Origin of the sequence: Paenibacillus taichungensis (assembly GCF_003287275.1) — a bacterium.
Classification (GTDB): domain Bacteria; phylum Bacillota; class Bacilli; order Paenibacillales; family Paenibacillaceae; genus Paenibacillus; species Paenibacillus taichungensis_A.
In genome coordinates, this window is the sequence record NZ_QEVW01000005.1 from 686,221 (window position 1) to 698,688 (window position 12,468).

Below are 12,468 nucleotides of genomic sequence, written 5' to 3' on the forward strand. Positions count from 1 at the left end.
AAAAGGAAATTTAATTGCTTATATTGCGGTAAATGTACTCTTTCATGATCAGGCATATTCTCTTTTTTTGTAGCCACTGTTTCGAAAGGAGATCGAATGGAACGTTCACCCGTTCGTACAACCATTCAGGCGGAATCGGGGATTCCCTTTCGTCTGGTGTATGCAGATACCAAGTCCCCCCAGAACGAGTTGCCGGATCATCTTCATGACTGGCATGAAATTATTTATGTATATCGGGGTCAGGGCACCATTTTCATTGATACTGGTCTTGAAGATATGCAGGAGGGTGATTTGTTTATCATTCCTGGCAGCACGGTACACCGCGCATTACCGGATGCCGGGAATCTGGTGACTTCGTCGGCCGTGTTCTTCAGTCCAGGATTACTGGCCTCCACAGCGGGAAGCAGTGCGTCAGCCATGCTCTCGCTATTTGAACGCTGCCGCAAACGCAGGGTGTACAAGAGGCATCTGGAGTCCAAGGAGCAGGCCCAGGTTGCTTCGTTAATTGATGACATCCATGCAGAATTCCAGTTAGAACATCACCTGAGTGCCCACGCCGCTCTGCTGCGGTTGCAACTCTTACTTATTTATCTGGAGCGATTGGAGGCAGTTGGTCCTGCAAGTCCTGCCAGAAGTGTTCCTGGACCAGGCTGGCTCTCCTATACCCTGACTCATATGGATGAAGAGCTGCGCAGTGGCCTTTCCTTGCCGGAACTGGCACGGCAGGCAGCCGTGTCCCCGGCGCACTTCAGCCGTGCGTTCAAAAGGTATACCGGCATGACGCTAACTGACTATGCACTGGCCCGCCGGGTCATTATGGCGAAAGAGCATCTGCTTCGAAGTGATGAGACGATGGCTGTTGTTGCCGATGCCTGCGGCTTTGAGAGCCTGCCCCATTTTTATCGACAATTCAAGAAACTCACGGGTACCACACCCGCTGTCTACCGTAAAACCATGAAGAATCAGGATCAAACCTGATTGTCACGACATCCTGAAATGTAGAGATTTGTCTGTGTGTAACATATTCTTCCATACTATTCGTATGGTATGTTATAATACTGAATTACAATGTCGGAAACGATGCGTTTCTGCTGCCAGAGGAGCCTTACATCCCATGTTAAACGAATTGAATCGCAGAAATATCGGCATCTTCGCACACGTCGATGCAGGGAAAACAACAACGACAGAACATATGTTATTTCAAAGCGGTGTCGTGCGTAGTCCAGGTCGCGTGGATGATGGAACAACAGCCACAGATTCTCTGGATATTGAAAAAGAACGAGGCATCTCTGTACAGGCGGCTATGACCTCTTTGATCTGGAAAGATACGATTATTGATCTGATTGATACGCCGGGACATATCGATTTCAGCTCTGAGGTAGAGCGAGCCCTACGTGTTATGGACGGAGCCGTAATGATTGTATCCGCCGTGGAAGGGGTCCAATCCCAAAGCGAGACCATCTGGCATGCTCTCCGCTCGCTTGGAATTCCTACCCTGATTTATATTAACAAAATGGATCGGGTTGGCGCCTCTGCAGAGACAGTTATTGATCAGATCCGCTCCAGCCTCTCCCCCTTCGTATGCGAGATCCAATCCTTTTGTATGAATGAAGAGGTGTTTGAGGGCATCGACTCCCTATGGAATGAAAGCCAAACGCAAGCGAAGGGTTCTTCTGCATCTATCCCTGGCCTTTTTGAACTATTGGCCGAACTGGATGAAGATCTGATGGAAGCCTACATTAATGGTGAAACGCTGCCTGCTGACCAGCTAGATGAAGCATTTCGCAAACAGGTGCATCAGGGCGAAGTATTCCCCATTTGTTATGGTGCTTCTGGCAAAGGGATCGGTGTAACGGAACTACTGGATGCCATCATCGAATTTCTTCCTGCACCTGCTCAGCCTCAAGAACCTTCAGTATCTGGGGTTGTATTCAAAATTGAACGGGATAAAACGATGGGCCGTACAGCCTATGTTCGCATGTATGGTGGCAGCGTGCATAATCGGGATACGATCTATAACTCCACTCGGAAGCTGGAAGAGAAAGTGACACAGATTCGCCGAATGGATGGTCGGAAATGGGCGGATACCGGTGCTGTTCATGCCGGACAGATCGCCGCACTGTACGGACTAAGCGAAACCCATGTTGGTGATATTATTGGCAACCCTGAAGGTGTGCCTCCTGTACCACAGCTGGCTGTTCCCTTGTTGACCGTGCAGGTCCATGGTAAAGACACGGCTCGTTATCCTGACCTTGTAGCGGCATTGCAAGAATTGACGGATGAAGATCCCCTGCTCGATTTGCAATGGTTACCTGAAGAACGGGAACTGCATCTTAAAGTCATGGGAACCATTCAGCTTGAGATTCTGTCCAGCCTGCTGATGAGTCGTTTCGGACTGGATGTCGTGTTTGACCCGCCGTCCGTCATCTATAAGGAAACTCCTCGTTCTTCTGGGGAAGGTTTCATCGCGTATACGATGCCCAAGCCCTGCTGGGCCATTCTTCGATTCAGCATTGAGCCTTTGCCACGTGGCAGCGGTCTGATCTACTCATCCACCGTCCGGACGGATCATCTCCTGCTTCGTTATCAGAATGAAGTGGAGCGCCGCATTCCCGAGGCGCTATCTCAGGGGTTGTTGGGGTGGGAAGTTACCGACCTGCGCATTACGCTAATCGAAGGAGAGCACCATGTCTGGCATACCCATCCACTGGATTTTGTAGTAGCCACACCGATGGGGATTATGGATGGGTTGGCAAACACAGGTACAACCCTGTTGGAACCCATTCTGAATTTCCGGTTAACGGTTCCGGAGGAGTACGGTGGCAAAGCGCTTAGTGATCTGGTACATATGCGGGCAATCTTTGAAGCGCCGATCATCGGAGGCGGACGATGCATCGTTGAAGGACGTATGCCTCTGGCAAGCTCCATGGATTATCCGGTGAAGTTGCGTTCAGAGACGAGCGGACGTGGGGTGCTCACGACTTCTTTTGCCGGGTACCAGGATTGTCCCTCGGATCAGACCCATACGCGGAAGCGCAGAGGAGTTAACCCGCTGGACCAATCCAAATATATTTTAAGTGTTCGAAATGCGATTACATCATAATTGGAGTTGACTTTGTCGTGCTGATTAAATTTCTAATCTTTGGCCTGCTGTGGCGGATTGTAGGCAATCCATTTTTGGCAGTTCTTATTTTCCTCATCATTCTGTATTTCCTAGATCGTCGGTATGTTGGGGTGATGCCAAGCTTCATGAAGCCACTTAAGCGTATGCGTAACATCTCAAGGCTCCGGCAGCAGCTTGCCATGAGTCCGAATGAAGTCTCTTCCAAGCTGGATCTGGCCCGTCTGTTAATTGAACGCAAACGTTATAGCGAAGCTCATGCCTTGCTGCTGGAACTGGAACGTCCTTACGAGCAATCGGCTGAATATTGGGAGGCGCTGGGCACAACTGAACTTCATCTGGGCCAAACGGAAGAAGGGGAGCGTCATATTTTGCAGGCACTGGATATTAATCCAAGAGTGAAATATGGCCGCCCTTATCTGACACTCGCAGGTGCATTCAAGGATACTCATCGGGACAAAGCGCTGGCATACGTACAGCAATTCCAGGAGATTCATTCCTCATCCAGTGAAGCGTATTATCTGCTCGGCTCAGTGTACCGCTCCCTTGGACGTACTGCTGATGCAAAACAAGCCTACGAGCAATCACTGAACGTATATCGCTCCCTGCCAAAATATAAGAAGCGCCAGGAGCGTCGCTGGGCTGTACGCAGCTGGTTCCGCAAGCGTGGACTGTAAAGCTGTTTCGTTACGTTCAGATTGAGCATTGGATTCGACGTTGTGGCTTTGAAATGTACGCAACTCCATCCATTCATTCGTGATAAACGATTTCACAAATAAAAAGTGCACTGCTTCTTGCCTCAAGGCAGAAATCAGTGCACTTTTGTTATATATCCCATGTTGCAGAGCTAGATCAGCAGCTCACGCAGTCGTTCCTCATTACCATTCATCCAGTCTACCCGTTCTCTCAGCTTCCTGATTTGCTGCACAGCCACTTCAGGCTCATCTGTACCCTCGAACAACCGACTGATAAAATGCATCACCACATCCAGACTTCGAAGCAAAATAAGCGCTGGAATTACGCTCAGCTCCTCTGGTTCCAGGTTGACATGTTGTCTGAATCCCTGAATCAATCCCGCCAAAGCCTCCCACATCCATGCCTGCTCCTTGTCCATCGTCAGAAGGTCAGACATGGGCACAGCAAGCTCCATTACCCGCAGATCCCATGTGGCAAATTCAAAATCCAAAATGGCACATATGATATCCTGAGAATCTGCCAATACATTGGATGCATTCAAATCCCCATGGACCAGTTGATGTGGCAAATCCTCCATACCTCGCAGCATATTGAATAAGTCAGGCAATGCAACCTTCAGCTTCTGTAGGTCATCCGCACATGCCATCAGCGTGTCCGGGGGTGAGGTGCATAGTTGTAACAGTTTCTCCGGCGAACAGAGCGGGTAAGCCTCCTGAATCTGATAATAGGGCGGGTAAACTGGATCCAGGGATAGGGGAAGGCGCGCCATAACGGAAGATAACATGCCCGCCGCCCTGCCTAGTCCACTCAGCTGCTCTGGTGTATTCCACACGGGATTATGGCCCTCACGATAATGGAATAACGTCACAATTTTACTCCGGCCCGAGTAACGATCCTGCACAGCTAAAAATGTTGCATCCTTATCATCAGGAAGGCTAACAGGCTCAGGCACATCAAGCTCAAACTCTGAACGTGACAAGGCAGACAGCACCTCGTGTTCAAAAGCAATTTTCATTTCATCATTATGCGTTTCATACTGCCTCAGCACGTAACATTCTTGGCCCGTCTCTACCATGAAGGTAGAGTTGTTCATTCCTCCCTTTCCACGCTGGGCTTTCCAGTTGGACGTGACACCATATGAGGATAAAACGTTGGATATGAGCTGCTGTTCTGAATCATTTAGGGAACCTGAGTCGATGATGTGCACCAAAAATAACTCCTTTATCTCACATAATACAACCTCTATATGTCCTCATCTTAACGGAAGTATTTCTTTCGGTCTAGTCAGCTCCGAGATAATAGTCATTCTAAGCTTCACTGCCTGCTGATCAGGCAAATGGATAGTATCCTGTTCGATTCAGCTGTTCTGCAATCACGCGATAGCCTTTGGCATTTGGATGAACCCTGTCCCAAAATAACAGTTCACGTTCTCGCCCTTCAAACCGGTCATAAACCTGAGCACAGGCATAGTTCCCCGATCCTGCACCATTCAGAAACGAATTATATTGCCGCACCCAATACGCAGCTTCCGCCGCTTGCGGATATGGGTTGTACAACCCAATCGTACGGACCATATATACACTGTTTCCTTTCAACTGTCGGATATGTCTCATAATCTGGGACACATTACTGCGGGTATCCCCAAGCACCTGTGTCATCTTACTTGCGTTCGGGATGCCGCCACTTGCTTTGAATGTACGGATCAGATCGTTCCCACCAATCGACAACGTAATAATATCCGCCTCACGCAGTGATTGGCGTACTCTAGGATTGTTGGATATCATCTGCAGCATTTCCCCTGACGTAAGTCCATTCACGCCCAAATTATCCATGGATACAAACGTACGCACATTCATTTCTGCCATTCTCCGATATAAAGGAACAAAGCCGGTGCCCAGCAGCGCTCCTGTACCTACCGTTAATGAATCTCCTATAGCCACATATCGATATACCATCCCGCCGCCCCTCTCTGCTGTGTTATAAACTACTCCATACACAATTCCTATATATCGTATGAGAGGAACGGAGACAAGGCGCGGGATGGTGTCCGTAGGCATACACATTTATTTGTCCGTTTTACAAATGATTGCACTAAACCATACAGAAAGCCCCGCTGGGAATCCAGTGGGGCTTTCCAATATCATTACATTACATGCCTATATTACGATCCGAATCAACGGAATCTGACTGTTCTTTGTTCGGGAATGGCCACCAATTGGCACGACCAAACATTTTCACCATTACAGGAACGAAGAAAGGCAGGAACAACAGAGAATACAAGATCAATCCGCTGAGTACAACCGTCGCAATCTGCATCATCGAAAGAACTCCCGATGGATACATTGCTGCAAAGGTACCACTCAGAATGACGGCTGCAGACAGGATGACCGTACCCATGTTTTTCATGGCATACAGTATGGCATCCTGGACTCTCATACCTTTGTTCTCATTGAAACGATCCATCAGGAAGATGCTGTAATCCACTCCCAGTGCAATCAGCATGACAAAGCCGAAGAACGGTGTAACCCAACTGATACCCGAGAACCCAAGTATATTCACAAAGATCGCTTCAGTCAGGGCCATGGATGTGAAATAAGCCAGCAGCAACGAGACAATCAGATACAGCGGCATAATAACCGAACGGAGCAGCAGGACCAGAATGATAAACGTACCTGCAAGCATCAGCATAACTGTGCGTGTGTAGTCGTTGTTGGAAACTTCCTGCAGATCTGCGAACGTACTAGTTACCCCGCCAATTGCGATATCCGCTTTTTCAAGCGCACTTCCCTGTACAGCACGATGTACTGCAGCTTCGATATCCGGAACACGATCAATCGCTTCTGTTCCATATGGATTCTCGGCAAAAATAACGTCAATCGTCATGGTTTTCCGATCTTTGGACAGATACGTATCGAATACCTGTGTGAAGTCTTTACTATTCAGTGCTTCTTCAGGAACATACCAGCCGGCCAGATCGGAATCAGGAGAGTTTTGCAATTGTGTCAGGTAGTCCTGTGCTGAATCAAGTCCACCTGAAACCTGTTCGATTCCATCTACACTCTGATTAAGACCATCTGTCAATTGCGTCAGTTGACCACTCAGATCCGAGAAGCCTTGCTGAATTTTCTCCTGACCACCCTGAAGCTGACCAAGTCCGTTCTGAATGGAAGGAATTTCACTAATCACTTTACCTTGACCGTCAGCGGCCTGTTTGAGACCGGATTGCAACTGACTAATTCCCGTTACAATCTGACCCAGACCTTCGGCAAGTGCCTTCTGTCCGGATGCTGCGGAGGCAAAGCCTTCGTTCGCCTGATTGATTCCAGCAGCGGCTTCGCCCAGCTTGGTTTGAATTTGACCCAAACCTTGAGCAAGCTGTGCCGTGCCGGTACCTGTTTCACCAAGTGTGCCTTTGACCCGCTGATAATCCGCGTCTTGCAGCAAATCAGGATAGCGCTCCTCAAGCGCTGTGAACGATTCATTCAAGCTGGTCAACGCTGTAGATACACCTTTGAGCTGTTGTTGCAGTTCACCTACACCATCACCCAGCGCAGCGACACCTGCTCCTGCCTGACGATAGGCTTGAAGCAGCTGATTGTTGGCTTGTGCAAGTTGATCTGCACTCGTTTTGGCTTTCTGCAGACCTGCTTTTAGATCACCGGCGCCCGAGGAGCCGTCACGAATTCCTTTTTCAATCTGCTGAAGTCCTTCCGACAACTGTGTAATACCAGACTGCAGTTGGGAAGTACCTTTGGTCAATTCTCCTGCCCCATCCGCAGCTTCTTTAAGTTGTGGTTCATTTTTGCTTAACTGACTGCTGGCTTCGCTCAGACCATCACGGATTTTATCCAGACCCGTTTTACCTTCGCCCAAACCATCAGACAATGTCCCTACTTGTTGTGTCACTTCAAAATCTTTGATCTCATCACCGGTTGGACGTGTCATACTGCGGACACCAGCGATCCCTGGCACCTTCTCCACTTCCCGGCTGATCTTTTCGGAGAGCGCCATATACTTGGCATTATCCATGGCTTCATCATTCTGGATAACGACCTGACCTGGCAGGGATTCACCCGGACCGAAGCTGTCCGAAATGATATTGAATGCTTTGACCGAATCATATTTCTCACCAATCTCATCGAGACTGTTAAACGACAGTTTGCCGTCGTAAGTTGCCAGTAATGGCACACATACCGCTGCAACGATGAGCAGCGCTGCCCATGGACGTTTTAGGGAGAAACGACCGGCTGCTCCGTAAATCTTGCTCTCGGCATGCTCCAGTGAACCCTTGGAAGGCCAGAATAGCCTTTTACCCAGCACTGCCATGAAGAATGGAACAATCGTGACTAATGCCAGCATCATCACAGCAATACCGACAGCAACCGCTACCGCGGAACGATACAACATAAACTGTGCAAAACCAATGGCAATGAATCCAACCAGCACGGCGAGTGCTGAGAAGAATACCGTTTTACCTGCGGTGCGGTACGTAGCAATGATGGCATCCCACGTATTTTCATGATGAGCCAATTCTTCCTTAAACCGGCTAATCAACAGTATGCAATAATCCGTACCGATCCCGAACATGACTGCCACCATAAAGATCTGCGTAAATGTCGAAATAGGAAAGTCTAGACCGTCCACAAGGAACGCGACAATCTGTTGTGAAACAATGTAGCTGATCCCCACCGTAAGCAGTGGAACAAATGGAGCAACAAAAGAGCGGAATACAAGAAACAGGATGAGCAAAATAAATACTACCGTAATGTACTCCGATTTTTTGAGTCCTTCTTGGGAACTTTCCACCGTATCCTCATCAATCAAACCTTTACCGGTTATGTAATGCTCCACATTGACCGATGACAAAGCTTCATTGAGGTCTTCGCGCATTTCCTTGACTGTACGGTCTCCCTGATCAATGGAAAGCGACGTTAAGATCGTCTTGCCATCCGCAGAGATCATTTTGTCAGATAATTCAGGCTGAGAGAATGGTTCCAGTATGGACAGAATGCCCAGTTTCTCTTTTTCGGCCTCCAGTTTCTTAACAGCCTGTTCTGCCTCTGCTTTACCCTCGGCACCCAAACCATCCGGGTTATAAAATACAAGAGCCAACTGGCTGCCCTGCTGCTCACCCTTTTGTGCTGCGGCTTCATCCAGAATCGCCGCTGCCTGGGTGGAAGAGTGCCCTTCAGGAACCGAAAATTGTCCTTTTTCCCGAATCAATTCGCTCATGTTAGGAGCGGTGAACATTAATACGGCAGCCACAACAACCCATAGCCCCATCAACCACCATCGTGCTTTCAAAATCGTTCTCATTCGTTCTCCTGTCCTCCTTCATGCGTTAGCAGAGCTGCTAGCTTCTCAAAAGATTCAATGAAATTCTGAACCTCTTCCGGTTTGAAATGGACCAAATACGGCTCCAGAAGCTGCTGTATTTCCTGTTCCGTTTCCTTGTATACTTCCCGTCCATTGTCCGTCAGGGTCAAATAAACAACTCTGCGGTCGCGCTCATCCCCGGCTCGATGGACCAGATCCCGATCCACCAGCTTGTTGACCAGCGCAGTGATACTGCTCTTGCCCACACACAAAAGCTCTGCCAGATCAGAGGGCGTACATAACGGTTTCTCCTCAATCAAACGAAGTGCACAGAACTGATCAGTGGTAATCGTTTGGCCCAGGCGTTCGCGTATCTGGGTATCAAAACGTTTGGTTACCAGGAAAGAAGCATCCAAATAGCGGTTAACCAAACTTCTAGCATCCGGTGTCTTCATTTTTTCATTCTCCTTTCTCCAGAAATATAGTTCACTTATAGAACTATTCTTCAATGAAACTATTCTATAATGAAACTATATTGTAAAGCAATACGTTTCTCCTATTTTTTTTATACAAACGACAAAAAAACAGGACGTCCGACTCAGCTGACTCGCCAAATCCAACATCCTGTTATGATTATGCTCTCTATACGTTACTCAGTAGTAGACAGCTACTAGTCTTCGTCTTGCTCCTCGTCCTTCTCCAATACACAGCGGAAGCGCTCCACACCCGGATACAGCTCACCCAGGCTGTACACTACGAATCCCGTATTTCGATAAAATTCCACGGCTTCCACATCGGTCTCTGCGATCAGTCTATCCGGGTTATATTGGGCCAGCACTTGTGAAATCATGCCACGACCATAATTTTTAAAACGATTCTCAGGCAGGACTGCAATATGATGAATGGTGATCTCACTCGTTCCTGTAGATTCATATCCAATCAGACCGATAAGCTGGCCTTCGTCTTCATAACCGTCCAAATGCAGCTCTTCCTTATTAACATACTGTTGTAACGCACGATTCAGGTGATCCGGGTCGGGAAAGACCGAGTAGGACAACAGCTCCTGTACTTCCGGCTCCTGTATGCGTGATTTCAATTGAATTAACACCCTGATTCCTCCTATAACTTGCTTGATTCCGTTATCGTATTGTAGTCGTTAGCCTTTAAAAATTCAAGTCGTATGCCGTTTCAGCTCCGATTGGAGTTCAGACGTGATTCTTTCAGACACCTGAATTCCTGCCAAATGATATGCATCCAGCAGCGCACCTCCGACTGCCGGCACATGGCTGGTAATGTAATGAATCTGTTGTCCTCCCGGTTTATAGGCTGCATCCAGCCCTTTTCGAACGGCCTCCACCATATAAGGTGTACTCAGACAACTTCCTGTAAGTGTCATGGGCACCTGCTGATCTTTAAAACACGATGCAAGCATAAGAATACCCACAACGGCCGTATCCGCTGCTGAATCACATACTCTGACCGCAAGGGGAATATTTTCGACTGCTGCTTCGGTAACCAAAGGAGCCATTTGACCAAATATCCGATTAATAGCCTGTCTGCTATCAGCAAAACCAGATGCGCCCAGTGCAGCAAGCTCGGGAATCGAATTTACTTTCCAATAGGCTAATATCCGCTCAATCCAGGGTTGGTCCTGCGGACCATATCGTCCCGCAAGGATGGAATGCACCGCGTCGTAAGCCAAAAAGCGAGCTGCTGTTGGCGCATAGTGGCCGAACTGGTCATTGCGAATCCAGGTCCCTTGTTCCGTTTTGCCCAGAATAAGAGAACCTGTACCTCCAATAGCTACAATGCCCGGTTCACCGCCAAAGGCTGCCGTATGTGCAATATGCGTGTCATTTACTGCACTGATTCTGCCTAATATACCGGTTTGGGCGAGTAGCGCTTCAGCCCAGACCGTATCTTCAGGCCGATCCAGGCCTGCCATCCCCGCCTGAATGGAAGCAATTTGATCCACTTCTAACCCAGCTCCGCGAATGGCTTCAGCAATACCCTCCAATACATGCTGCTCTGCGTTCGCATCATGATAGCGGTTGCAACCACCTTTTTGTACATAAGACAAAACCTTTCCGTTCTCATCGGCCACTGCCACACGTGTATGGCTTCCCCCGCCATCCATCCCAATCACATATGTACTCATTCTGATCCCCCATGTTCTGGTGTGATGATGTCCCCTATCCCATGATGCTTCTCGTGATGTTCCTATTAAGTTACCTAGTAATACGAACTGCCGGGACCTTACTACTCAATCCCGGCAGGCTACTACTGCTTCTGTGCAGCGAAACGAAGCAGTTCACAACGGAACTGTGTCGGTTCATCATATTTTTCCTCTTCGATCGTCTGTGTAACATGTTCCTGAAGCAGAATATTCCAATCCATATAAGCCTCCTCCAGTAATGCGATAGCCTCCGCTGTGGACAGGTTCAATTCAATCAACGGCTCAATCTCCCGTCCTGTGTTGATTTCCTTTTCCTCTACACTTGTACTCATCGTGATACAATGAATGCCGCCTGTACGTGTTCCCGCTTGCAAACGTTCAATAGCTTCCACTAAGGCTTGTTTATTTGAAACATGTTCCAGACAGGAGCAAGCCGCAATATAATCAAAATGATCCGGCTCGATAGCGTAATGTTCAACATCTGCTTTCTCTGCTTGCACGATCTGATCTACCTGATATTCTTTCGCATATTTACGAAGTCCATCTACAGCCTCATCCAGCAAATCCACGCCGATAACTTCACTGTTTGTTTGCCCAAGACGCTGTGCAATGGGTATTGTATGTCTGCCTACACCGCATCCCAAATCGAGAACTCGCAGCTTTGTCTTATGGGTAAGCAAGCGCTCAAGCATATCCATAACCATAGGCATTGGCCTCGCCATCCAGGTACCGGACTCGAATAATTCATTATTCTGATAAAAGTTGGAATGGTACCCTGCCTCTGCTTTCCGTGCAGCCTCAAATTGTTCATTTGCCATAAAAGCACCTCCATAGCTTAGAAATTAAACGTCAATGTCCCCGAACCTGCAAACAAAATAATGGTGAAAATGACCATCACTACAAATGCCCCGGTTACGAGCAATTTACCTGTGTCCTGCTTATACGTATTATCATTAAATAACATCACGCCACCAATGGTCATGGCTACCGGAGGAAGAAACAATGTCAACAGAACAAGCAACACAATTGAATAGCGATCCAATATTAATTCATCATTTTCAATCATATAGGGTTGTTCAGGCTGAACCGTTTTGGTATTAACCAGATTGCCGCAGGATTTGCATTTGAACTCATCCTCTGCCATGTTTTTATGACAATA

At 48.0% G+C, this 12,468-nt stretch carries 11 protein-coding genes; 3 read left to right on the forward strand and 8 right to left on the reverse strand.

Going from position 1 to position 12,468, the window contains the following annotated elements; all coding sequences use genetic code 11:
- Positions 1–96: 96 nt before the first annotated feature.
- From DC345_RS08330 to DC345_RS08340, 3 genes are all read left to right on the forward strand, one after another.
- Positions 97–978: an AraC family transcriptional regulator gene (locus tag DC345_RS08330; RefSeq protein ID WP_113052680.1), complete on the forward strand. Its 882-nt coding sequence runs from the start codon at positions 97–99 to the stop codon at positions 976–978.
- Between the two features lie 136 nt (positions 979–1,114).
- Complete coding sequence (locus tag DC345_RS08335; RefSeq protein WP_113052681.1) at positions 1,115–3,103, forward strand: GTP-binding protein; 1,989 nt, start codon at positions 1,115–1,117, stop codon at positions 3,101–3,103.
- 17 nt (positions 3,104–3,120) lie between these two features.
- Positions 3,121–3,798, forward strand: a complete 678-nt coding sequence (locus tag DC345_RS08340) for a tetratricopeptide repeat protein (protein WP_064639115.1) — start codon at positions 3,121–3,123, stop codon at positions 3,796–3,798.
- Between the two features lie 170 nt (positions 3,799–3,968).
- Here the strand turns inward: DC345_RS08340 and DC345_RS08345 are convergent, their stop codons facing one another.
- The 8 genes from DC345_RS08345 to DC345_RS08380 all read right to left on the reverse strand — a co-directional run bounded on the left by DC345_RS08345 (position 3,969) and on the right by DC345_RS08380 (position 12,453).
- Positions 3,969–5,024, reverse strand: a complete 1,056-nt coding sequence (locus DC345_RS08345) for a phosphotransferase (RefSeq protein ID WP_113052682.1) — start codon at positions 5,022–5,024, stop codon at positions 3,969–3,971.
- A 121-nt stretch (positions 5,025–5,145) separates the two neighbouring features.
- On the reverse strand, positions 5,146–5,772 hold the full coding sequence (locus DC345_RS08350) for a GDSL-type esterase/lipase family protein (RefSeq protein ID WP_113052683.1): 627 nt from the start codon (positions 5,770–5,772) through the stop codon (positions 5,146–5,148).
- A gap of 193 nt (positions 5,773–5,965) precedes the next feature.
- Positions 5,966–9,133: an MMPL family transporter gene (locus DC345_RS08355; RefSeq protein ID WP_113052684.1), complete on the reverse strand. Its 3,168-nt coding sequence runs from the start codon at positions 9,131–9,133 to the stop codon at positions 5,966–5,968.
- The gene (locus DC345_RS08360; protein ID WP_113052685.1) at positions 9,130–9,588 is read right to left on the reverse strand and encodes a MarR family winged helix-turn-helix transcriptional regulator; all 459 of its coding nucleotides are present in this window, start codon (positions 9,586–9,588) and stop codon (positions 9,130–9,132) included. The genes DC345_RS08355 and DC345_RS08360 overlap by 4 nt, the downstream gene beginning before the upstream one ends.
- A gap of 215 nt (positions 9,589–9,803) precedes the next feature.
- Positions 9,804–10,241 carry a GNAT family N-acetyltransferase gene (locus tag DC345_RS08365; RefSeq protein ID WP_113052686.1) on the reverse strand — a complete coding sequence of 146 codons (438 nt, stop codon included), beginning with the start codon at positions 10,239–10,241 and terminating at the stop codon, positions 9,804–9,806.
- 63 nt (positions 10,242–10,304) lie between these two features.
- Complete coding sequence (locus tag DC345_RS08370; RefSeq protein ID WP_113052687.1) at positions 10,305–11,291, reverse strand: N-acetylglucosamine kinase; 987 nt, start codon at positions 11,289–11,291, stop codon at positions 10,305–10,307.
- 122 nt (positions 11,292–11,413) lie between these two features.
- Positions 11,414–12,127: a class I SAM-dependent methyltransferase gene (locus DC345_RS08375; protein WP_113052688.1), complete on the reverse strand. Its 714-nt coding sequence runs from the start codon at positions 12,125–12,127 to the stop codon at positions 11,414–11,416.
- Positions 12,128–12,144: 17 nt separating this feature from the next.
- Positions 12,145–12,453 carry a hypothetical protein gene (locus tag DC345_RS08380; RefSeq protein WP_146752117.1) on the reverse strand — a complete coding sequence of 103 codons (309 nt, stop codon included), beginning with the start codon at positions 12,451–12,453 and terminating at the stop codon, positions 12,145–12,147.
- Positions 12,454–12,468: the final 15 nt, after the last annotated feature.